General features: G+C 65.9%; 20 protein-coding genes. 14 read left to right on the top strand and 6 right to left on the bottom strand.

Annotation, left to right across the window (positions count from 1 at the left end; translation table 11 throughout):
• Nucleotides 1-681, bottom strand: a complete 681-nt coding sequence (locus tag ASE11_RS02465; protein WP_056265345.1) for a class I SAM-dependent methyltransferase — start codon at nucleotides 679-681, stop codon at nucleotides 1-3.
• A 749-nt stretch (nucleotides 682-1,430) separates the two neighbouring features.
• Here ASE11_RS02465 and rsgA point away from each other — a divergent pair.
• The 14 genes from rsgA (at nucleotide 1,431) to ASE11_RS02395 (ending at nucleotide 16,859) form a co-directional block, all read left to right on the top strand.
• Nucleotides 1,431-2,501 carry a ribosome small subunit-dependent GTPase A gene (gene rsgA / locus ASE11_RS02460; protein WP_056265341.1) on the top strand — a complete coding sequence of 357 codons (1,071 nt, stop codon included), beginning with the start codon at nucleotides 1,431-1,433 and terminating at the stop codon, nucleotides 2,499-2,501.
• 496 nt (nucleotides 2,502-2,997) lie between these two features.
• On the top strand, nucleotides 2,998-3,801 hold the full coding sequence (locus ASE11_RS02455; RefSeq protein ID WP_056265338.1) for a GntR family transcriptional regulator: 804 nt from the start codon (nucleotides 2,998-3,000) through the stop codon (nucleotides 3,799-3,801).
• 20 nt (nucleotides 3,802-3,821) lie between these two features.
• The gene (locus ASE11_RS02450; RefSeq protein ID WP_056265335.1) at nucleotides 3,822-5,024 is read left to right on the top strand and encodes an ABC transporter substrate-binding protein; all 1,203 of its coding nucleotides are present in this window, start codon (nucleotides 3,822-3,824) and stop codon (nucleotides 5,022-5,024) included.
• A gap of 16 nt (nucleotides 5,025-5,040) precedes the next feature.
• Complete coding sequence (locus ASE11_RS02445) at nucleotides 5,041-5,913, top strand: branched-chain amino acid ABC transporter permease (RefSeq protein WP_056265332.1); 873 nt, start codon at nucleotides 5,041-5,043, stop codon at nucleotides 5,911-5,913.
• Nucleotides 5,910-6,890, top strand: a complete 981-nt coding sequence (locus ASE11_RS02440; protein WP_056265329.1) for a branched-chain amino acid ABC transporter permease — start codon at nucleotides 5,910-5,912, stop codon at nucleotides 6,888-6,890. The genes ASE11_RS02445 and ASE11_RS02440 overlap by 4 nt, the downstream gene beginning before the upstream one ends.
• Complete coding sequence (locus tag ASE11_RS02435) at nucleotides 6,887-7,675, top strand: ABC transporter ATP-binding protein (protein ID WP_056265326.1); 789 nt, start codon at nucleotides 6,887-6,889, stop codon at nucleotides 7,673-7,675. The genes ASE11_RS02440 and ASE11_RS02435 overlap by 4 nt, the downstream gene beginning before the upstream one ends.
• Nucleotides 7,672-8,382: an ABC transporter ATP-binding protein gene (locus ASE11_RS02430; RefSeq protein ID WP_056265323.1), complete on the top strand. Its 711-nt coding sequence runs from the start codon at nucleotides 7,672-7,674 to the stop codon at nucleotides 8,380-8,382. Before ASE11_RS02435 ends, ASE11_RS02430 begins: the two co-directional genes overlap by 4 nt.
• 6 nt (nucleotides 8,383-8,388) lie before the next feature.
• The gene (locus ASE11_RS02425; RefSeq protein WP_056265320.1) at nucleotides 8,389-9,675 is read left to right on the top strand and encodes a 3-isopropylmalate dehydratase large subunit; all 1,287 of its coding nucleotides are present in this window, start codon (nucleotides 8,389-8,391) and stop codon (nucleotides 9,673-9,675) included.
• A complete protein-coding gene (locus tag ASE11_RS02420) occupies nucleotides 9,672-10,175 on the top strand; it encodes a 3-isopropylmalate dehydratase (protein ID WP_056265318.1) in 504 nt (167 codons plus the stop codon). Before ASE11_RS02425 ends, ASE11_RS02420 begins: the two co-directional genes overlap by 4 nt.
• 5 nt (nucleotides 10,176-10,180) lie before the next feature.
• Entirely contained in the window at nucleotides 10,181-11,863 is a 1,683-nt protein-coding gene (locus tag ASE11_RS02415) for a hydantoinase B/oxoprolinase family protein (protein WP_235501162.1), read from the top strand.
• Nucleotides 11,860-13,932: a hydantoinase/oxoprolinase family protein gene (locus ASE11_RS02410; RefSeq protein ID WP_056265313.1), complete on the top strand. Its 2,073-nt coding sequence runs from the start codon at nucleotides 11,860-11,862 to the stop codon at nucleotides 13,930-13,932. Before ASE11_RS02415 ends, ASE11_RS02410 begins: the two co-directional genes overlap by 4 nt.
• A complete protein-coding gene (locus ASE11_RS02405; RefSeq protein ID WP_056265311.1) occupies nucleotides 13,929-14,543 on the top strand; it encodes a cysteine hydrolase family protein in 615 nt (204 codons plus the stop codon). The genes ASE11_RS02410 and ASE11_RS02405 overlap by 4 nt, the downstream gene beginning before the upstream one ends.
• A gap of 4 nt (nucleotides 14,544-14,547) precedes the next feature.
• Nucleotides 14,548-15,963 carry an FAD-dependent oxidoreductase gene (locus ASE11_RS02400; RefSeq protein WP_056265309.1) on the top strand — a complete coding sequence of 472 codons (1,416 nt, stop codon included), beginning with the start codon at nucleotides 14,548-14,550 and terminating at the stop codon, nucleotides 15,961-15,963.
• A complete protein-coding gene (locus tag ASE11_RS02395; protein ID WP_200959301.1) occupies nucleotides 15,960-16,859 on the top strand; it encodes an isocitrate lyase/PEP mutase family protein in 900 nt (299 codons plus the stop codon). The genes ASE11_RS02400 and ASE11_RS02395 overlap by 4 nt, the downstream gene beginning before the upstream one ends.
• 90 nt (nucleotides 16,860-16,949) lie before the next feature.
• Here ASE11_RS02395 and ASE11_RS02390 read toward each other — a convergent pair whose 3' ends face one another.
• From ASE11_RS02390 to ASE11_RS02370, 5 genes are read right to left on the bottom strand one after another with little or no spacing between them, the layout of a single operon-like run.
• Nucleotides 16,950-17,375 (bottom strand): hypothetical protein, encoded by a 426-nt coding sequence (locus ASE11_RS02390; protein ID WP_056265306.1) that lies wholly within the window; start codon nucleotides 17,373-17,375, stop codon nucleotides 16,950-16,952.
• Between the two features lie 34 nt (nucleotides 17,376-17,409).
• Nucleotides 17,410-18,117 carry an ABC transporter ATP-binding protein gene (locus ASE11_RS02385; RefSeq protein ID WP_056265303.1) on the bottom strand — a complete coding sequence of 236 codons (708 nt, stop codon included), beginning with the start codon at nucleotides 18,115-18,117 and terminating at the stop codon, nucleotides 17,410-17,412.
• An 11-nt stretch (nucleotides 18,118-18,128) separates the two neighbouring features.
• Entirely contained in the window at nucleotides 18,129-19,346 is a 1,218-nt protein-coding gene (locus ASE11_RS02380; RefSeq protein WP_056265301.1) for an ABC transporter permease, read from the bottom strand.
• Complete coding sequence (locus ASE11_RS02375) at nucleotides 19,343-20,533, bottom strand: efflux RND transporter periplasmic adaptor subunit (RefSeq protein WP_056265298.1); 1,191 nt, start codon at nucleotides 20,531-20,533, stop codon at nucleotides 19,343-19,345. Before ASE11_RS02375 ends, ASE11_RS02380 begins: the two co-directional genes overlap by 4 nt.
• Entirely contained in the window at nucleotides 20,530-21,129 is a 600-nt protein-coding gene (locus ASE11_RS02370) for a TetR/AcrR family transcriptional regulator (RefSeq protein WP_056265673.1), read from the bottom strand. Before ASE11_RS02370 ends, ASE11_RS02375 begins: the two co-directional genes overlap by 4 nt.
• Nucleotides 21,130-21,290 lie beyond the last annotated feature (161 nt).

Here is a 21,290-nt window from a genome sequence, read left to right as displayed (position 1 = left end):
TCAGGCCGCAGTCCCGACCCATCCGCGGAAGGAGAAAGCAGCGTAGAACAGCTCGACGTCTGCAAAGCCAGCGAGGTGCAGCAGCGCTTCTTCCTTGCATGGCGCGAGCAGCGGCAGGCCTGCGGTCATCCGTCGGGCCGCGGCCAGGGTGCTCGCCGGAGCGGAATGGCCATCAGCGCCGAAAGCGATCGATCGACCCATCCATCGCTCGGCGCGTCCTTCGGGCGGGGCGTGATGCGCCATCACGAACCGTGCACCTCGCCTCAGGCGGCGACGGATCTCGCGCAGCGTTCGCAGCCGCTCGTCGTGCTCCAGAAAGTGCAGCGTGAGAAGGCAGGTCGCACCATCGAACGGACCGGCAGGCGCCTGGTCGACGATCCCCGTCACGAGTTGCACGCGCTGCGCAAAAGGTGCGACGGCCTGCCGCGCGAGGTCCAGCATGGCGGGTGAGGGGTCCACGCCGACGAAGCGCCAGCGCTGCTCAAGCGCGGCCATGGCTGCGAGCTCCAGCCCACCGCCAGCACCGACGACGAGCACATCTGCCGAAGCTGGCGCCGCTTCGGCCAGTAGAAGCGCGGCCATCCGATGGAGATCGGCCAGCCCGGGCACCTTGCGCGGTGTGTCTGTCGCATAGGACGCGACAGCGCCCGGGTCCGAGAAGTGCGAGGGCTTACCGTGCATTTCAGTTTCTCACTGATGAGGAAAGAGCGTGGCGGAACGGCTGGCCAGGCTGGCGCCGATGATGGTGACGTCAAGCGGCATGAGACAGCTCCAAAAGGGAATGGCTGCTAGCGGCGAGCCGGCAGTGGAGGACGCCGGAAAGGCGGCTATCTCTTTTCATGCAACTATTGTAGTTTCATGAAGCGGTGCTGCGGCAAATCAGCACGTCAGGTCGAGATTCTGCTGTCGACCATCGGCTGCCGCCCCCCAACGTCGGCTCAAGAGCCGCCCGCCTTTTGAACCCCCGGAAATAGCACGCCCACGATACGACCGTGGCCAGGCCCGACAGTTCGAAGGGGCTCGACCACTTGCCGATGGCAAAGATCGCCGTGAGCGCCGCGAACACTGCAGCGAAGAGCGCTCAGGTGAACCCGTTGGAAGAGAGAACGATGGTCGCCATTTCCGATCCGCAAGTTGACGGCTGAAGTCGGGGACGCCCGTTTCACGGATGGTCCATTGACCACATGCCAGGTCAGCGCACAAACGCTCTGCAGCCTGCATGGAAGGCCGTGACACCCGGCGCCTCTTCGATCCGCATCAGCCCGTTGTATTTCTCAACCCGCCCGCGAGTCTGATGAAAAAAAGTTGCTCATCACCGACGGCTGCTCTCAGCCGATAGCCGAAGTCTGGCCTTCACGCCCGCGAGCAGCCACCCGTCAAGAGGGGATCGCCAGCTGCTTGCGGCACCACGCCTTGGCTACACTTTGAACATGAACCTGAGTGAACTGGGTCTGGATCCCTGGCTGGCGGGCCAAGCCAGCGAACTGGCGGCGCTGGAACTGTCTGCTGCCCGGGTCACCGCTGTCGACCGCAGTCGCTACCTTGTGCGCAACGAGGAGGGCGAGGTGCCCGCCGAGCTGACGGGCAAGCTGCTGCATCTGGCCGAGTCTTCAGTCGATCTGCCTTGTGTGGGCGACTGGGTGGGCGTGCGCTACCGCGATGCCGGCACCCAGGCGAGCATCCACAGCGTGCTGCCGCGGCGTTCTTTCCTGCGGCGCAAGGCTGCGGGGCGGGACGTCGAGTTCCAGATGATCGCCGCCAACATCGACGTGGCTTTCATCATGCAGTCGTGCCACTTCGACTTCAACATTCCCCGGCTCGAGCGCTACCTGGTGATGGCTCGGGATGGCCGTATCGAGCCCGTGGTGCTGCTGACGAAGACGGACCTGGTCAGCCCGCAAGCGCTGGAGCGCCAGATCGCGCAGATACGGCTGGTGGGCGTAGATGCCCAGGTGGTCTGCGTGAGCAACGTGACGGGTGAGGGCGTGGACCAGGTTCGCGCACTCATGACGCCGGGCAAGACCTACTGCCTCCTGGGCTCATCGGGCGTGGGCAAGACGACGCTGATCAACCGCTTGCTGGGCGACGGGGATCTGGAAACCCGAGAGGTCAGCCACACGGGGGAGGGGCGCCACACCACCACGCGGCGCCACCTGATCGTGCTGGCGAACGGTGCGCTGCTGATCGACATGCCCGGCATGCGAGAACTGGGCATGCTGGGCGCAGGCGTTGGTATCGAAGAAACGTTTGCCGACATCGCTGCGCTGGCGAGCCAGTGCCGCTTTCCCGACTGCACCCACGACAGTGAGCCGGGTTGCGCGGTGCGTGCGGCGGTTGAACGGAACGAGACCAGTGAAAAGCACCTGCAGAACTATCTGAAGCTGCGCAAGGAGTCGGAGTTCCACGACCTGTCACTGGCCGAACGACGCAACAAGGACAAGGCGTTCGGGCGTTTCATCCACAGCTACAAGAAGCACAAGGGTGGCCCGGACAAGGACTAGGGTCTGTTCACACTATTTTCCAAGATGCGTTGCGGATCAAAAAGGCCATGCGCAAGGCGCGAAACGCAGACGGGCCGGTGGCCCGGCGAGGCTTCGCAACGCGGCGCATGGCCTTTTTNGCAACCCGAAGGGAATGGGTTGAAAACAGCGCCACTCGTCGTTGCACTCCTAGGCCAGACACCCAGTCTGGCCGTCGTCGCGCGCCTCGATTGGCGCTGTTTTCAACCCATTCGCACTTGGAAAATAGTGTGAACAGGCCCTAGCGCCTGTTCCAACCCGCAGACTCAGCGCCAGATCCGCCATCCGGTCTTGAACACCCACCACACCACCGCCAGGCTGGCGACCAGCAATGTGCACGTCGGCCCCGCCGCAGAAGGCCCAGCGCAGCGTCTCCAGCCGGCGATGGGCACCCTCGGGAAACCCCCAATCAAATGTCCCATCAATAAGACTTGAATGTTCTATTGACGGAACATTCTGGCTATCTCACGATAGCGGCATGGACACACAATTGCCACTGCCCAAGTACCACCAGATCTACTTGGTGTTGCGCCAACAGTTGCGCGATGGTCAGTTTGAAGCCGGCTTGCCGGGGGAGCTGGCCTTGATGGAACAGTTCAGCGTGGCTCGTGTCACGGTGCGACGGGCACTGCTGCAACTGGCAGAAGAAGGTTTGATCTTGCGCGAGCCCGGGCGCGGCACTCGCCCTGTCGTGGCCCACGGGCAGGAGGCCCACATGCAGGCCTCGACCCTGGCTTCGGGCAAGCAGGTGCGTTTGACGGGGCTGCTGGAAAACCTGGTGGCGATGGGCATGCGCACCAAGGTCAAGGTGTTGTCGGTGGAGCGCATGCGGGCTCCGGCGGATGTGGCCGAGGCTCTGAGGCTGCAACGCGGCGACCTGGTGCAGAAAGCCGCGCGCGTGCGCAGCACTTCCGACGGGCCTTTGTCGCACATCACCACCTGGGTACCCGACGCGATTTCGTCAAGCTTCGGCAAGCGCGAGCTGGCACAAAAGCCCATTCTGGTGCTGCTGGAAGAGTCGGGCGTGAAGGTGGGCAGGGCCGAGCAGACCATCTCGGCGCGCCTGGCCGACGTCAGCATGGCCCAGCACCTCGATGTTTCCGTCGGATCGGCCTTGCTGGCGGTGCGGCGTCTGATTTACGACGAGGACGAACGTCCCGTCCAATGGCTGCACGGACTGTACCGACCAGACCGGTACGAGTACCAGATGCAGTTATCCCGTGTTGGCGACATTGACGCCAAAGTGTGGGTAAGCCGAGAGCTGTCTGCCAACTTTCATTGACTTTCATAAAGGATGTACCGATGACCACACGTCGCAACTTCATGAGCCAGTCCGCTGCTGCGGCCTCGGCACTCGCGTTCCCTCTGGTCGCCGGGGCACAGCCCAGGCCCATCAAGATCGGTGTGTTGCACCCTGTCACGGGCGCCCTGGCCTATTCGGGCCAGCAGTGTCGCCTGGGTGCAATGCTGGCCATTGAGGACATCAACAACGCCGGCGGCATCAAGTCGCTCGGAGGCGCCAAAATCGAAGCCATGCTGGGCGACGCGCAGTCGAGCCCGCAGGCGGGCACCGCCGAAATCGAGAAGATGAACGAAGCCGGTGTCAGCGCCGTGGTGGGGGCTTTTGCCTCGGCCATCTGCCTGGCCACCACGCAGGCAGCGGCCAAATACAACCTGCCCCATGTGGTGGATGTGGGGGTGGCCGATCAGATCGTCGAGCGCGGCCTGAAGAACACCTTCCGATTCGGCCCGGGCTACAAGATGTGCGCCCAGACGGCCGTGGCCAGCCTGCACGCGCTGAACACAGCAGCGGGCAAGCCTGCCCGCACCGTGATGATCGTGCACGAGGAGTCGTTGTTCGGTACCGGTACCGCCAACCTGCTGGCCGCCGAGCTGCCGGGCTACGGGTACGAGGTGAAGGAAATCATCAAGCACGCCAATCCCACGCGCGACTTCAACAACATCGCGCTGCGCATCCGGCAGGTCAATCCCGACATCCTGATCCCGGCCAACTACTACAACGAGTACGCGCTGCTGGTGCGCACCCTGCAGCAGCAGAAGATCACGCCCAAGGCGATCTATTCGGTGCTGGGTGGTGCTGCGTCAAGTTACAAGTTCGTCAAGGAGTTCCCGGACGCGGCCAACGGCATCATCGACTGCAACCACTGGTTCAACCCGAAAGACAAGCGCTCGGCCGACCTGCGCAAGCGCGTTGAAGCGCAGGGCCAGTTCTTCAGCTACGAAGTGTTCATGACTTACACGGCCATGAAGCTGCTGGCCGATGCCATCGAGCGCGCCAAGTCGACCGATCGAGCCGCCATCATCGATGCACTGACCGCCAGCAAGTTTGCCGATCACATCATGCCGTACGGCCCGACGCAGTTCGTCAATGGACAAAACACCGGCGCGCGGCCTCTGATGACCCAGGTGCAGAAGGGCGACATCAAGGTGATCGTGCCGCGCGAATTCCGCGAAGTGGAGCCGATCTTCCCGCTCAAGGCCTGATCGCCAGGATCCCCTGATGCTTGACCTGAACATCCTGTTCCCATCGGTGCTCAACGGCATCACCACCGGTGCCGTGTACGCGCTGATTGCACTGGGCCTGACGCTGATCTACGGCGTGCTGCACATCATCAATTTCGCGCACGGCGCGGCCTTGATGGTGGCGCTGTATGGCGTGTACATGCTCAAGCACAAGTTCGGGGTGGATCCTTACCTGGCCTTGCCGATCATGGTGCCGGCCATGTTCGTGCTGGGCTATGCGCTGCAACGCGGTGTCATCAACCGCGCCAGCCACGGGCGGGACGAAAACATCCTGCTCGTCACGCTGGGCGTGTCCATCGTGCTGGAGAACCTTGCGCTGCTGTTCTTCAAATCGGACACGCGCACCATCGAGACCGCCTACACGCTGACCACGGTGGAGATCGGCCCCGCCTTCATCGCGCTGCCCAAGCTGGTGGCGTTTGGTGGTGCGCTGGTGGTGTCGGCGGTGCTGCTGCTGATCGTTCAGAAAACCGACCTGGGCCGCGCCATTCGCGCGGTGTCCAAAGAGAAGCAGGGCGCTCGCCTCATGGGCATCGATGTGGACCACGTGTACGCCATGTGCTTCGGCCTCGGGCTGGCGAGCCTGGGCGCGGCGGCCTGTTTCCTGATGCCGGCTTACTACGTCAACCCGCAGGTGGGCAACGGCTTCGTGCTGGTGGCCTTCACGATCGTGGTGCTCGGCGGCATGGGCAGTTTTGCCGGCGCCTTGCTCGGTGGTTTGCTGATTGGCGTGGTGGAGTCGCTGGGTGGCTTGCTGCTCGGTGAGTCGCTGGGGCAGGTCGGCATTTTTGTCATCTTCATTGCGGTGCTCATGCTCAGGCCTCAAGGATTCTTTGGAGCGAAAGCATGAAAGACCTTCGCAACATAGCGCTGTTTGTCCTGCTGGTCGGCGCGGTGCCTTTCTTCACCGAATCTGGTGTGCTGCTCAACTTCGTCATGACCGCGCTGTACGCCTGCCTGCTCTCGCAAGCGTGGAACGTGTTGGGTGGTTTTGGAGGCCAGTTTTCGTTTGGCCACGCGCTGTTCTTTGGCACCGGTGCCTATGTGCAGGCCATCGCACAGATGCAGTGGGGCATGAGCCCATGGGTGGCCCTGCCGCTGGCCATGGCCTTTGCCGCCGCGGTGGGCGCCTTCGTGGGTGCGGCCTCGTTTCGATATGGCCTCAAAGGATCGTATTTCGCGCTGGTCACGCTGGCCTTTGCCGAAGTGTTTCGCATCCTGGCCACGTCCGTTCCCTTCACAGGCGCCGGTGTGGGGCTGATGCTGCCACTCGATGCGTCGGCCTCCAACATGCAGTTCGTTGACCGGTCGGGTTTCATCTGGCTCATGCTGGGTCTGGTCACGCTGGCGCTGTGCATCACCGCCTGGCTGCGCCACTCCCGGTTTGGCGCCTACCTCCAGGCGGTACGCGACAACGAAGACGCCGCACGCGCCATTGGCGTGAACCCATTCAGCGTCAAGCTGGTGGCCACCATCATCTCGGGTGGCCTCATGGGCGCGGGCGGAGCGTTCTATGTGCAGGTGTTCCAGTACATCGACCCCTCCATCGCATTCGGTTCGCACACCTCGGTCGAGGCGCTGGTGGGCGCCATCGTGGGTGGCCTGGGCACGCTGTGGGGGCCACTGCTCGGGGCGGTGGGTCTGCACATCCTGGCCGACCTCACGCGCAACCTGTTCGGTCAGCTGCCCGGGATCAACATGGTCATCTACGGCGTGGTGCTGATCGTCATCGTGATGTTCCTGCCGCGTGGCGTCGCTGGCCTGGGCGCGATCACGCCCTTGCAGTGGCTGCGCGGCAACAAACCGTCAAGCGGTGACAAGCCATGAGCGCCATTCTGCAGATCGAAGGTGTGGGCAAATCCTTCGGTGGTCTCAGGGCGGTGCAGAACGTCAGTCTGTCGGTCACCGAGGGGCGCCTGAGTGCCCTGATCGGTCCCAACGGAGCTGGCAAGACCACCTTGTTCGCGCTGATGTCGGGCTTCATCAAACCCGACACCGGGCGCGTGAGTTTTGCCGGGCGTGACATCACCGGTCAGGCCCCCCACCTGAATGCCCGCATGGGCATGACCCGCACCTTCCAGATCGTGCAGCCGTTTGCGGCCCAGACCGTGCGCGAGAACATTGCAGTTGGAGCGCACCTGCATGTGCCCGGCCGGGCGCAGGCACTGGCCCGGGCCGAATCGGTGGCGCAGCAAGTGGGGCTCACGGCCCAACTCGACAAGCTGGCCAGCGACCTCACCGTGGCCGGACGCAAGCGGCTGGAGCTGGCGCGGGCTCTGGCCACTCGACCGCGCCTCCTGTTGCTCGACGAGGTGCTCGCAGGGCTGAACCCGCAGGAAATTGCCGACATGATTCCGGTGGTACAGGGCATTGCCAACAGTGGCGTCACGGTCCTCATGATCGAACACGTCATGCAGGCTGTGATGAGTCTGGCGCAAGAGGTCTGGGTGCTGGCACAGGGTCAACTCATTGCACACGGCACACCGGCCGATGTGACGAACGACAAGGCCGTGGTGGAGGCCTATCTGGGCCACGGTGCGGCCGAGCGTTTGCAAAAAGTCGTGGCAGGCGACACCGTTCGCGGCGAAGCCGGTAAAGAGGTTCAGTCATGACCGCCCTGTTGAATGTGCAAGGCCTCAAGTCGGGCTATGGTGCGATCGAAGTCCTGCGCGGTGTCGACCTGCATGTGATGCCCGGCGAGACCGTGGCGCTGCTGGGCAGCAACGGCGCGGGCAAGACCACGCTCAACCTCACGCTCAGCGGCCTGGTGAACACCCGGGCAGGGCGGGTGCAGTTTGACGGCAACGACATCACCGGTCTGCATTACCAGAAGGTGGTCATGCATGGCCTGATCCAGGTGCCCGAGGGCCGCAAGGTGTTCCCCAACCTCAGCGTGCACGAAAACCTGGAGCTGGGCGCCTTCACCCGCGGGCGTGAGCGCCGCATCCAGAATCTGGAGAAGGTGTACGACACCTTCCCGCGCCTGAAAGAACGGATGGCCCAGCTGGCGGGCACGCTCAGTGGTGGCGAGCAGCAGATGCTGGCCATCGGCAGGGGCCTCATGGCCGAGCCGCGCCTGCTGATCCTGGACGAACCTTCGCTGGGCCTGTCGCCGCTGCTCGTCGAAGAGATGTTCGGCCTGATCTCGCAACTGCGCAGCGGTGGCCTGGCGGTGCTGCTGGTCGAGCAGAACGTGGGGCAGTCCCTGGACATCGCCGACCGTGCGTATGTGATGGAGAACGGCCACATCCGTTTCACCGGCACCCCGGCCGAGCTGCTGGCCAGCGACACCCTGCGCAAAGCCTATCTGGGCATGTGAGGCGCCATGAGCATGCACAACCTGCCGCCTCAGACCCTGGCGCAAAAACTCATCGCCCGTGCCGCCGGCCGCAGCCAGGTCGCCGTGGGCGAGGTGGTCACCTGCGAGGTAGACCTGGCCATGTTCCACGACTCGTCGGGTCCGCGCCGACTCAAGCCCATGCTCGACGAGCTGGGCGCCTCCATCTGGGACACGAACAAGGTGGTGCTGGTGCTCGACCACTACGTGCCGGCACAGGATGCCGACGCGCAGAAGATCGTGCAGTTCACGCGCGACACCGCCCGGCAGTGGAAACTGCCCCATGTGATCGACAGTGAGGGCATCTGCCATGTGGTGCTGCCCGAGCGCGGCCACCTGCGCCCCGGCATGTTCGGCGTGGGTGGAGACTCCCATTCACCCACCGGTGGCGCGTTCGGCAGCTACATGTTCGGCATCGGCGCGACCGAAATGCTGGGCGTGTGCGTCACAGGTCAGATCTGGGTGCAGGTGCCGCGCACCTTGCGCATGCACTGGGCGGGCCGCTTGCAGCCCGGTGTGTCGGCCAAGGACATGATGCTGCACACGATTGCCCGCCTGGGCATGAACGGCGGCCAGTACCAGGCGGTGGAGTTTGCCGGCAGCGCCGTGCGGGCCTTGTCCATGGCCGAGCGCATGACCTTGTCCAACATGAGCGCCGAGCTGGGCGCGCAGGCGGGCCTGATCGCGGCCGACGAAACGACCCTGGATTGGCTGAGGTCGGTGGGCGTGCCGGCCGACCAGCTCGAAGGTGCCGAACAGTGGTTCACCGACGAAGACGCCGAGTTCGAGCAGCACAGCTTTGATGCCTCGCGGCTCAGTCCGCAGGTGGCCGCGCCGCACAGCCCGGCCAACACCCGCGACGTGGCCGAGTTTGCCGACGTGAAGCCCGGCATTGCCTACATCGGCGCCTGCACCGGCGCCAAGCTGGAAGACCTGCGGGCCGCGGCCTCGGTGCTCCGGGGCCGGCGCGTGGCCGCGGGCGTTCAGCTGCTGGTGGCGCCCGCCAGTGCGCGCGAGCAAGCGCAGGCCGAATCCGAGGGCGTGATGCAGGTGTTGCTGGACGCCGGCGCCACCTTGCTCCCCAACAGCTGCGGTGCCTGCGCCGGGTACGGCGCCACGTTTCCCGAAGGCGCCACCGTCATCTCCAGCACCGCGCGCAACTTCAAGGGTCGCATGGGCCCGGCCAGTGTCAACGTGTACCTCGCCTCACCCTACACCGTGGCCGCGTCGGCCTTGCGCGGCCACATCAGCGACGCGCGGGAGATCCTGGCATGACCCGGCGCAGTGTCGAGCATGCCCGCGCCTGGCGCCTGGGCGCCGACGTGGACACCGATGCCCTGGCACCGGGCGCCTACATGAAACACGGCCTGGACGTGATCGGTCTGCACTGCCTCGAAGCCTTGCGCCCCGACTTTGCAGCGGGCATGCGCCCGGGCGATGTGCTGGTGGCCGGCGCCAACTTCGGCATCGGTTCGTCGCGCGAGCAGGCCGCCGGCGTGTTGCGGCATCTGGGCCTGGCCGCGGTGATCGCGCCGTCCTACAGCGGCCTGTACTTCCGCAACGCCTTCAACCTGGGCTTGCTGTTGCTCACCTGCCCGCAGGCCGGCGACATCGACGAAGGCGAGCGCATTGCACTGCAGCTCGACGGTGCGAACCCCGAGGTGGTGCGCGCCAACGGCCAGCGCCTCGCGTGCCACGCGATCCCGGATTTTTTGATGGACATGGTCGATGCGGGCGGTTTGCTGCCCGTGCTCAAACAACGCATGCAAGGATGAACCCGATGGTTTCAGAAACAACCACCCCCACCGCGATGGACCCGGTCACGCTGGCCGTGTTGCGCGGCCGGCTGGAGCAGATCGCCGACGAGATGGACGCCACGCTCTACCGCAGCGCGTTCAACCCCATCATTGCCGAGGCCCACGACGCCTGCCACGGCCTTTACGACGCCACCACCGGCGACACCCTGATCCAGGGCAAGTCGGGTCTGCCGGTGTTTGTGGGTGCCATGGCCTTTGCCGTGCGCGCCGCCATGCGCGTGGCCGCGGAGCGCGGCGGCATGCAGCCCGGTGATGTGTGGCTGTTCAACGATCCTTACGAGGGCGGCACGCACGCCAACGATTTCAAGCTGGTGCGACCCTGCTTCCGCGACGGGCAGTTGTTCTGTTTCCTGGCGTCGGCCGCGCACTGGCACGACGTGGGCGGCGCGGTGCCGGGCAACTACAACCCGGCGGCCACCGAGTGCTGGCAGGAGGCGGTCCAAATTCCCCCGGTGCGCATCCTGCGCGCGGGCGTGCTCGACGACGACGTGCTGGCCATCCTGCGGGCCAACACCCGCCTGCCCGACAGCCTGTGGGGCGACCTGAACGGACAGCTGGCCGCGCTGGAACTCGGTGCGCGCCGGCTGGACGGCTTGCTCGACGAATACACCGAAACCAAAGTGGCCCAGGCCCTGGTGGAGCTGCGCAGCCGCGCCGTGCGCCTGATGCGCTCGCACATCGCCAGCCTGCCCGATGGGCGCTACAGCTTCGAAGACGTGCTGGACAACGACGGCGTGAAGGACGAGTTGCTGACCATTGCGCTGGACATGACCGTGGCCGGTGACCGGCTCACGCTGGACTTCTCGCGCACCTCGTCGCAATGCGCGGGGCCGGTGAACATTTCGCGCGCGACGGCGGTGGCGGCTTGTTATGTGGCCCTGAAGCACATCTTCCCCGACGTGCCGGCCAACGCGGGCGTGCTCGACGCGGTGGATTTTGTGATGCCCGATGGTCTGGTGATCAGCGCGGCGCGCCCGCGTCCGGTGGGGGGATACACCGAAACCATCCTGCGCATGATCGACGTGATCTTCAGCGCCACGGCGCTGGCCGATCCGCAGCGCGCTGTGGCCCATGCCTACGGCACCATCAACGCCCTGTCGATCGCCGGTCACCGCACCGACGACAAACGCAAGGGTCAGCGCTGGGTGATGTTCAGCTTCTTCGGCGGCGGGCACGGCGGCCATTCCGATGGCGACGGCCTGTCCCACGGCAACGCGCCCATCTCCACCGCGACGATTCCGCCGCTGGAAATTCTGGAGGCGGCCTACCCGGTGCGCTTCACGCAGTGGGCCTTGCGCCCGGGCTCGGGTGGCGATGGCCAGCACCGCGGTGGCCTGGGCGCGATCTATGAAATCGAACTGCTGGAAGACAGCGCCGAAGCCTTCATCTTCGGTGAGCGCGGCAAGTCCGCGCCCAAGGGCATCCACGGTGGCCAGCCCGCCATGCCCAACGTGTTCGAGTACCGCCAGAACGGCGAGTGGAAGACCCCGCCCATGGTGTCCAAGATGCTGGGCATCCAGCTGAAAAAAGGGGACCGTGTGCGCCTGCAGACCCCCGGTGGCGGCGGATGGGGAACGCCGGCAAACCGATCGATCGAAGACCGCCAGCGCGACGCCGCGCTGGGCTACACGAAAGAACCTGCATGAGCGCTTCCACACTGAACCAACCGCACTGGGTGGTCGGCGTCGATGTCGGCGGCACCTTCACCGACCTGTTCGTGCTCGATGAAAAAACCGGTCAGGCGCGCATTGTCAAAGTGCCGTCGACGCGGGGCGAAGAAGCCCGCGGCTTCATGAACGGCATTGCCCAGGTCACGGGCACCACCGGCGCGCGGGGCGCGAAGGACATCGCCACCATCGTGCACGGCACGACCGTGGGCACCAACGCCCTGCTGGAGCGCAAGGTGGCACGCACCGGCATCATCACCACGAGGGGCTTCCGGGACGTGCTCGAGATGCGCCGCCGCGACCGCCCGCAGACCTGGGGTTTGCGCGGCAGCTACACGCCGGTGGTGCCGCGCGCCTGGCGCCTGGAGGTGGACGAACGCGTGCTGGCCGATGGTCAGCTGCACACCACCGTGGACCTCGAGCAGGTGCGTGCACAGGCGCGCGCCCTGCTGGCCGAGGGTTGTGAAGCGGTGTGTGTCTTCTTCATCAACGCCTACGCCAACCCGTCGAACGAGCAGGCGGCGGTCGCCGCCGTGCGCGAGATCTGGCCCAACAACTGTGTGACGGCGGCCAGCGAGGTGCTGCCGGAAATTCGCGAGTTCGAACGCTGCTCCACCGCCACCCTGAACGCGGCCTTGCAGCCCGTCGTGGGCAGCTACCTGCAACGGCTGGATGGCGACCTGCGGGCCCAGGGCTTTGCGGGTGAGTTGCTGATCGTGCAGAGCAACGGCGGCGTGATGTCGCGCCAAACCGCTTGCGACGTGCCGGTGCGCACCGCGCTCTCGGGCCCGGCAGCGGGCGTGATGGCCTGCGCCGAGATCGCCCGCGCTTCGGGTTTTGCCAACGTCATCACCGGTGACATCGGCGGCACCTCGTTCGACGTGTCCCTGGTGGCTGCGGGCGAAGCCGCGCTGGCGGCCCAGACTTCCATTGAATTCGGCCTGGTGGTGCGCTCGCCCATGATCCAGATCGAAACCATCGGCGCGGGCGGCGGCTCGATCGCCTCGGTCGATGCGGGCGGCATGCTGCAGGTCGGTCCCGAGTCGGCAGGCAGCATCCCCGGTCCTGCCTGTTATGGACGCGGCAACACGCGCCCCACCGTGACCGACGCCAACGTGCTGCTCGGCCGCATCGCCGCCGACCGGCCCCTGGGTGGTGGCCTGTTGCAGGCGCTCGATGCCGGTCTGTCGGAACAAGCGATCCAGCAGCACGTGGCCGAGCCCCTGGGGCTGACGGCGCTGGCCGCGGCCGAGGCCATCCTCACGGTGGCCAATGCCCGCATGGCGGGCGCCATCCGGGTGGTGTCGATCGAGCGCGGCCACGATCCGCGCCAGTTCGCCTACATGCCGTTCGGTGGTGGTGGCGGCCTGCATGTCTGCGCCATGATGCGCGAGGTGGGCGTGACCACCGGCATCGTGCCGCGTTACCCAGGCGTCACATCGGCCCTGGGCTGCGTGATGGCCGACATGCGCCACGACGCGGTGCAGACCCTCAACGTGGGCCTGGCCGACCTGGCCTGGCCGGCGCTGCTGCAGCGCGTGGACGACCTCGCCGATGCCTGCCAGGTGCGCCTGGATTCGGCCGGCGTGCACTTTGTGCGCGTGGACGAGGTCATCAGCTTCGACATGCTCTACATGGGACAGACCCACACCCTGCAGGTACCCGTGAAGCGCGAGCAGTTGAACGCCGCGGGTTTGCTCGCGGCGTTCGAGGTGGCCTACCAACAGGCATTTGGCCGCACCCTGCAAGGTCCGGTGATCCGTGTAATGAACCTGCGCTACGCACGCATCGGACGCCGCCCCAAGTTCGACCTGGCGGTGCTGGCACCCCAGGGCGAGGGCCGCACGATCCCGGTGGGCGAGCAGCCCGTGTACCACCAGGGCAAGTGGTGGACGGCAAAGCGCTTTGATCGCCTGAGCCTGCCCGTGGGCACCGTGGTGCAGGGCCCGGCGATTCTGGAACAGCCCGACACCACGGTGTGGCTGGAGCCGGGTTTTGAAGGCCGGGTCGACAAGCTCGGCAACCTGCTGGTGGAGCGCGCCGCATGAACCTGGAGATGAACCTGCAAGGCGCCCGGCTGGGCATGGTCATCGTCGACCTGCAGAACGATTTTCTGGCGCCCGACGGCGCCTACGCGCGCGGCCACACGCTGAGCGCCGAGGCCGTGCAGCTGCCGGCGCGCATGGCCCCGGTGGCGCGTGCCATCAAGGCGCGCGGCGGGCTCGTCACCGCCAGCCTCTTCACGCTCTGGCCCGATGCACACGGCGAGCCCATGATCTCGGCCCACCTCAAGGAGCGCCGCCCCTTCCTGCGCAAGGGCGACTTTGCGCCCGGCAGCCGCGGCCAGGCCAATGTGGACGTGCTGGCGCCGCTGGTCGATGTGTCGGTGTTCAAGGTGGCGTACTCGGCCTTCTTCAACACCCAGCTTGACTGGGTGCTCAAGAAAGCGGGCGTGGACACCCTGGTGGTGTGCGGCATCGTCACCAACGGCGGCGTGGCCAGCACGGTGCGCGATGCGCATGTGCGCGACTACCGCGTCATCGTGCTGTCCGATGGTTGCGCCGCGTTCGGCGAAGCGGCGCACCAGGCGGCCCTGGCCGACATGGCCTCGGTGGCCGAGGTGGTGGACAGTGCCACGTTCTTGAAGCAACTGGGTTGAGCGCATGACCACACCGTTGACGCAGCTGCGCCCTGCCCACGAACTGCAAGCCGACGACCACACGCCGGTCGTGATCATCGGCGCGGGCGCTTGCGGCCTCACGGCCGCGCTGGCCTTGCACCGCCTGGGGGTGGAGTGCGTGGTGCTGGAGCGCGACGCGTTCCCGGCGGGTTCCACCGCCTTGTCGTCGGGCTTCGTTCCCGCGCCCGGCACGCGCGTGCAGGCCGCGCAGGGCATCGACGACAGCGTGGCCCTGTTCGCCAGGGACATCCAGGCGAAGGCGCACGGCGAGGCCGCAGCGCACCTGGTGCAGGCCTACGCCAGCCACATCGGCCCGGCGCTCGACGCACTCGAAGAGCACCACGGCGTGCCCTGGCAGGTGCTCGACAACTTTCTCTACCCCGGCCACAGCGCCCACCGCATGCACGCCGTGCCGGAGAAGACCGGCGCCGGTTTGATGAGCCGCCTGCAGGCCGCCGCCGATGCCGCCGGTGTGGTCCTGCTCACGCAGGCGCAGGTGACCGAGCTGTGGGCCGACGATCAACAGCGGGTCCACGGCGTGGGTTTCGTGCGCCCCGGCGGCGAGGTGGAACGCCTGCGCTGCGACGTGGTGGTGCTGGCCTGCAACGGCTTTGGCGGCGCCCCGGCCATGGTCAGGAACCTGCTGCCCGAAATGGCCGATGCCACCTACGCCGGGCACGCGGGCAACGATGGCAGCGCCATCCATTGGGGCGAGCAGTTGGGCGCCCGCCTGGCCGATCTGGGCGCGTACCAGGGTCACGGGTCCTGGGCGGTCCCGCAGGGCGCGCTGATTTCGTGGGCGCTGATGATGGAAGGCGGTGTCCAGATCAATGCCCTGGGACAGCGCTTTCACGACGAGACCCAGGGCTATTCAGAGGCCGCGGTGCACGTGCTGGCGCAGCCCGGGGGTGTGGCCTGGAACGTGTTTGACGACACGCTGCTGGAATTCGCGCAGGGCTTTCCCGATTTTGTGGCCGCGCAAGGCGCTGGCGCGGTGCAGCACGCCGGCGATGCCGCTGCCCTCGCGCGGCTCATGGCTTGCCCGCCGCAAGCCTTGCAGGCCACCCTGGACGCGGTACAGCCCGGGAGCGACCCGCTCACCGGGCGCAGCTTCAAGCGCGCCTTGCAGGCGCCTTTTCATGCCGTCAAGGTCACCGGCGCCCTGTTCCACACGCAGGGTGGCCTCGACATCGACGCGCAGGCCCGGGTGCTGCGCCAGGACGGCACGCCCCTGCCCAATCTGCTGGCCGCCGGCGGCGCGGCGCGCGGCGTGTCGGGCGGCGCGGTCTGGGGCTACTTGTCGGGCAATGGTTTGCTCAGTGCCATCGCAGGCGGTCACATCGCTGCCCACACCGCCGCCCACTGTGTTCAAACCCTTCAACCAGGAGCGGCACCGTGAGCCAGCCCCACACACTGCCCCGACGCCTTCAACAGCCCAAGGCCTTGCTGGCACCGGGCGTGTACGACGCCCTGACCGCGCTGGTGGCGCAGCAGGCCGGGTTTGAGGCGGTGTACCTGTCGGGCGCGTCCATCGCGTACACCCGACTCGGCCGCTCCGACATCGGCCTGACCACCGCCACCGAGGTGGCCCAGACGCTGGCCCACATCACCGACCGGGTGGACATCCCGGTCATCGTGGACGCCGACACCGGATTCGGCAACGCGCTCAACACGCAGCGCACGGTGCGCGACTTCGAACGCGCCGGCGCCGCGATGATCCAGATCGAAGACCAGACCTTTCCCAAGCGCTGTGGCCACCTGGACGGCAAAAGCGTGGTGCCGGTGGCCGAGATGCAGGGCAAGCTGCGCGCCGCGCTCGATGCGCGGCACGACCCGAACACGCTGATCCTGGCGCGCACCGACGCGGTGGCGGTCGAAGGGCTGGACGCGGCCCTGGAGCGGGCCGAGCGTTATCTGGAGTGCGGGGTGGATGCCTTGTTCATCGAAGCCCTGCGATCCGATGAGCAGATGGACCGCACCTGTGCCCAATTCGCCAGGCGCGTGCCACTGCTGGCCAACATGGTCGAGGGTGGGCAGACACCGGTGCAAAGTGCTGCCGAGCTGGGTGCGCGCGGGTTCAGGATCGTGATCTTTCCGGGCGGCACCGCGCGCGCGGTGCTGCACACCTTGCAGGGCTACTACGCCAGCCTGCAGGCGCACCAGACCACGCGGCCCTGGCAAGGAAGGATGCTCGATTTTGATGGCCTGAACGCGGCCATTGAAACCCCGCAGCTGCTGGCGCAGGGCCGACGCTACGAGGATGCGGATCAGCTGACGGGGAAAACCGGCCCGTGACCTGATCCAGGCCGACTCGGGCCACTTCTGCGATCAGCGACAGACTCCCTGGGTTCGTTGGAAGAAGCAGGCTTGCTGCTCGGTTGACGTCTATCTGGAATGGCTCAGTCGTGAATCCGACCTGTGGTGTCGAATCATTCTCCAAGCTGCCCATGCCACGCCTCCCCAGACGAGCGTGCGCAGTGTCATGGCTGCGACGGTGCGCGCTTCATAGGCACCGCCCGTGAGGACATGCACACCGAAAGCCGCGAACACAAGGGCTGTTGTCGCTGCGATGGCCACCGCGAGTTGCGCGGCCCAGCGTTTGCGCTGCCACAGCCCCAGACCGCAGACGACGTATGCAAACCCGGCCGCGAAGTTGAACCAGAGCACAAAGGACACGATGGCCCCGGCAGCGCGGGCTGCCTCTTCACCGCCGAACAGTGCACGACCGCCCGAGAGGACCGTCAACACCCCGAAAATCACCGCCGTAACGGCCAATGACTTCAGCACAACGCCGTCTCTTGATGCATTCATGACACCACTCCTGGTTGAATTTCAATGAAACAGGTCAGAGGCTCAAGCCCTGTCCCGCCTCTTCCTCGGTCCGACCATCCCGGATGTGATAAATCCGCTTGAAGGTCGGGATGATCTTTTCGTCGTGGGTCACCACGATGATGGCGGTGTGGTACTGCGTGGCCATCTGGTTGAGGATGCGCACGACGGCCAGCGCCCGCTCGCTGTCCAGCGGAGCGGTGGGTTCGTCGGCCAGGATCACGGGCGGGCGGTTCGCCAACGCACGCGCAATCGACACGCGCTGCTGTTCGCCGCCGGAGAGCTCTGACGGTTGCGCCTTGGCGCGGTGACCCACGTCCAGTGCCTCCAGCAGTTCAAGCGCGCGCTCTCGGGCCTCGGCGTTGGGGCGGCCGGCCAGCATGGGCAGCAGGGCGACGTTGTCCGTCACGTCCAGAAACGGAATCAGGTACGGTGCCTGGAACACGAAGCCAATGCTGTCGCGGCGCAGCGCGCGCAAGTCAGGGATCGTCCAACCGTTGTCGTAGATGGTCTGCCCGCCGAGGATCATGCGCCCGGCCGTCGGCTCGATCACCGCGCCCAGGCATTTGAGCAAGGTGCTTTTTCCTGAGCCGGACGGGCCGATCAACCCCACCACTTCGCCGGGTGCGACGACCATGTTGACGTCTTTCAGCGCATCCACCGCCGTGTCGCCTTCGCCGTAGCGCTTGCGAAGTCCTTCGATGCGGATGCCGGTTTCACTCATGTCGTGCTCCCTCAGCCTCCGATGGCTGCTGCTGGATCGACCGCCAGGGCCGCCCGGATTGCCAAGGTGCTGGCCAGTGCGCAGATCACCATCACCGCGATCAGGCCGCGCACCGCGTCGCCCGACTCGAGCAGCACGTACTTCGGAAAGATCGGCGCCCAGACGGTCGCAGACACCTTGCCGACGACGAAGCCGATCAGGCCCAGGCCCAGGGCCTGCTGCAGGATCATGCCGGCGATGGTGCGGTTGCGTGTGCCGATCAGCTTGAGCACGGCGATCTCGCGGATCTTGCCCAGCGTCATCGTGTAGATGATGAAAGCCACGATAGCTGCGCTCACGATGGCCAGGATGACCAGAAACATGCCGATCTGCTTCGCCGAAGTGGCGATCAGCTTGGCCACCAGAATGTCTTCCATCTGCACGCGGGTGTAGGCCTCCAGGTGTTTCCATCGGCGAATCGGCTCGGCCACCTGCTCTGCCGGCACACCGGGCTGCACCTGCACCAGCACCGTGTTGACGTTGTGGTTGGCGGCCTGCGACGCCTGAATCGCCTCCAACAGCCCGGGCACACCCGGCCGGTTGAGCGCCGGGTTGGCGGCGGTGCGGGCGCGATCGTTCAGGATCGCGTCGTTGTCCTTCAGGAACTGCGCTTCCTGAGCGTCCTTGAGCGGTATGAAGACCATCGGATCTCCGCCGGAGGACACCATGCGCTGGGTCAGGCCCACCACCGTGTAGTCGTGCCGCCGGATGCGAAGGCGCTGCCCCAGCGCAAAGCCGGTGCGAACATCGACCACGGCCTCGTAGTGGCTGCGCGTGATGTGCCGACCCGCCAGGAGATAGCCCGGTTCACCGGGCTGCCCCGGCTCAAAGCCGACAATCATTGCGCGCACTTCACGGCCTCCACCACCCACGTCTGCCCCGAGGCCCTCACGCACCTGCATCGTCAGGTAGGTGACGTTGGCAGCTCGGGCCACGCCCGGCAAGCCGAGCACGCTGCGCACCACGTCATCGCGCAGGCTGGACGATTCGGCGTAGGGCCCCTGCGTGTCCTGCTGCACCACCCACAGGTCGGCGCCGCTGTTGTCGAGCAAGGCGCGCGCGTCGTCGACCATGCCCCGGTAGACGCCGGCCATTGTCAGCGTCACGCCGATCAGCAAGCCCAGGCCGATGCCGGTGAGGACAAACTTTCCCCAGGAATGCAGGATGTCGCGCCCGGCCAGGCTGATCATGGCGAACGTCCTGTGAGCGTTTCAACCACCTTCACGCGGCTGTTGTCCGTGAGCGCTTTTTCGCTGTAGACCACCACCTCGTCTCCGGCCTCCAGCCCTTCGAGCACCTGCACCATCCCGTCGAGGCTGTTCAACCCGATGCGCACCGGTGCAAACCGGGGCTTGCCATCCTCGATGCGCCACACACCCACACGATCGGCCTGACGTTGAAGCGCCGGGTTGGGCAGCAGCACCGAGGCCTGCGTGGGCGGGAGTGTCAGCGTCACCTCGGCCAGTTCGCCTGTGGTCAGGCCGCTGGGCAGTGTGTCCATGGACACCAGGGCCACGCGTTCTTCGGTGATGCTGTCGCTCGTGGCCTCCACACGTGCAACCCTCCCTGCCAATGACGCGTCTGGGTTCGAGCGGAGCATGATCCGCGCGGGCAGCCCTTCTATCAAACCGGCCGAGCGGCCTTGGTCGAGCCGCACGCGTACCCACAGAGAACTCGGCTCGATGAGTCGCAAGACGGCTTGTCCCGCCACCACGGTGGAGCCGGCCTCGGCGTCGCGGCTGATCACCACACCATCGGTTGGAGCCAGCAGCAACACGTTGTCGCGCTGCTGCTTCAGACCTGCTCGTTCGGCCGTCAGACGCCGGACGTCCTGGCGCGTGGCTGCCAGGTTCGCATCGGCAGCGGCCACCGCCGCCTGGGCAGAGAGTTGTTCCTGCTGCTTGGCCTCCACGGCGCCGACGCTCATGAATTTCTGCGCGCCCAGCTGGACGTAGCGCTGCGCCGTGGTGGCCGCCAGTTCGCTCCGGGCCTGGGCGTCGCGCCGCTGCGCTTGCGCTGCAACGATGGCACTGCCGCCACGCGCGATTGAAGCCTCCAGGGCTGCCGCACGTTCGTCGAGATCCACCGGGTTCATCTCGGCCAGCAACTGACCTGCCTTCACCGCATCGCCCACATCGACCAAAACCCGGCTGACACGGCCGGCTGCGGTCGGCCCGATCAAGTAGGCCCGGCGTGCCTCCACGGTACCGATGCCGAACAACGATGGTGACAGACTGCCAACAGTGGCCTGGGTCACCGTCGCGCGCGTCGGCGCCAGTGGACCGGAACGCATGACCACATAGGCCAGTGCGGCGATCAGCATCACACCCAGAAGACCCAGACCGAGCCGGCTTCGGAGGTTCGATGGCAATTTCATGGAGCCTCCTGCAGGCCACGAATGAAGAGACGGAAAACACCATCTGCCTGGGCCTTCATGCCCGCAGGCTTGCCCGTCAGCATGGACTGCATCACCAGCCCCTGGACGATGCCGACGAACAGTGTGGCGGCAGCCTCTTGGTCGAGCGTGGCCACAAACTCACCCGCGTTGACGCCGCTCTTGAGCAACCCCCGCAAGAGCTGCCGGTAGGCCTGCAGCAACGCGCGCACCTCCTGCTTGATGGGGGAGTCTGTGGGTTGCTGCAACTCGTGAAAGATGATTCGAGGCACCCCGGGATGGGCAATCACGAAAGCAACATGGGCGCGAAAAACAGCCTCCAGGGCTTGCGTCGACGACGCCGCTGAGCTGGCTTCTTCTTGCAGCTTTTGCAGCAACTGTTCCCTCACCCATTGCATGATCGCCAGCCCGATGGCGTCCTTCGTTGCGAAGTGCTTGAACACTGCCCCCTGGGTTACGCCGATCGCTGCAGCGATGTCGCTGGTGGTGATCGACCCTGGACTGGTTACCCGGGCCAGCTTCAACGCAGCCGCGACGATTTCCGTCTTGCGCTCCTCGGTCGGTAGTCTGGTTGTCATGTTGAATCCGCCGCAGTGATACTGGTAAGTAATTAAGCACTTACCATGATACGCCCATTTCACTCGCTCTGCGAGAGGCAACCCAACAGGGCTGCACCACCCGAAGGCTTCGCTGGACGAAGCCGCATAAATGCCACTGGCGTCATGCCACCCGAGACCTT

It is taken from the genome of Hydrogenophaga sp. Root209 (assembly GCF_001428625.1).
GTDB lineage: Bacteria > Pseudomonadota > Gammaproteobacteria > Burkholderiales > Burkholderiaceae_C > Hydrogenophaga.
This window is presented reverse-complemented; position numbering and strand designations above follow the sequence as displayed.

Coding starts and splice junctions, on each gene's coding strand:
- rsgA (WP_056265341.1), top strand. CDS start 1,431: ATGAACCTGAGTGAACTGGGTCTGGATCCCTGGCTGGCGGGCCAAGCC.
- ASE11_RS02465 (WP_056265345.1), bottom strand. CDS start 681: ATGCACGGTAAGCCCTCGCACTTCTCGGACCCGGGCGCTGTCGCGTCC.
- ASE11_RS02375 (WP_056265298.1), bottom strand. CDS start 20,533: ATGAAATTGCCATCGAACCTCCGAAGCCGGCTCGGTCTGGGTCTTCTG.
- ASE11_RS02405 (WP_056265311.1), top strand. CDS start 13,929: ATGAACCTGGAGATGAACCTGCAAGGCGCCCGGCTGGGCATGGTCATC.
- ASE11_RS02430 (WP_056265323.1), top strand. CDS start 7,672: ATGACCGCCCTGTTGAATGTGCAAGGCCTCAAGTCGGGCTATGGTGCG.
- ASE11_RS02410 (WP_056265313.1), top strand. CDS start 11,860: ATGAGCGCTTCCACACTGAACCAACCGCACTGGGTGGTCGGCGTCGAT.
- ASE11_RS02455 (WP_056265338.1), top strand. CDS start 2,998: ATGGACACACAATTGCCACTGCCCAAGTACCACCAGATCTACTTGGTG.
- ASE11_RS02400 (WP_056265309.1), top strand. CDS start 14,548: ATGACCACACCGTTGACGCAGCTGCGCCCTGCCCACGAACTGCAAGCC.
- ASE11_RS02450 (WP_056265335.1), top strand. CDS start 3,822: ATGACCACACGTCGCAACTTCATGAGCCAGTCCGCTGCTGCGGCCTCG.
- ASE11_RS02445 (WP_056265332.1), top strand. CDS start 5,041: ATGCTTGACCTGAACATCCTGTTCCCATCGGTGCTCAACGGCATCACC.
- ASE11_RS02380 (WP_056265301.1), bottom strand. CDS start 19,346: ATGATCAGCCTGGCCGGGCGCGACATCCTGCATTCCTGGGGAAAGTTT.
- ASE11_RS02370 (WP_056265673.1), bottom strand. CDS start 21,129: ATGACAACCAGACTACCGACCGAGGAGCGCAAGACGGAAATCGTCGCG.
- ASE11_RS02440 (WP_056265329.1), top strand. CDS start 5,910: ATGAAAGACCTTCGCAACATAGCGCTGTTTGTCCTGCTGGTCGGCGCG.
- ASE11_RS02390 (WP_056265306.1), bottom strand. CDS start 17,375: ATGAATGCATCAAGAGACGGCGTTGTGCTGAAGTCATTGGCCGTTACG.
- ASE11_RS02420 (WP_056265318.1), top strand. CDS start 9,672: ATGACCCGGCGCAGTGTCGAGCATGCCCGCGCCTGGCGCCTGGGCGCC.
- ASE11_RS02415 (WP_235501162.1), top strand. CDS start 10,181: ATGGTTTCAGAAACAACCACCCCCACCGCGATGGACCCGGTCACGCTG.
- ASE11_RS02385 (WP_056265303.1), bottom strand. CDS start 18,117: ATGAGTGAAACCGGCATCCGCATCGAAGGACTTCGCAAGCGCTACGGC.
- ASE11_RS02435 (WP_056265326.1), top strand. CDS start 6,887: ATGAGCGCCATTCTGCAGATCGAAGGTGTGGGCAAATCCTTCGGTGGT.
- ASE11_RS02425 (WP_056265320.1), top strand. CDS start 8,389: ATGAGCATGCACAACCTGCCGCCTCAGACCCTGGCGCAAAAACTCATC.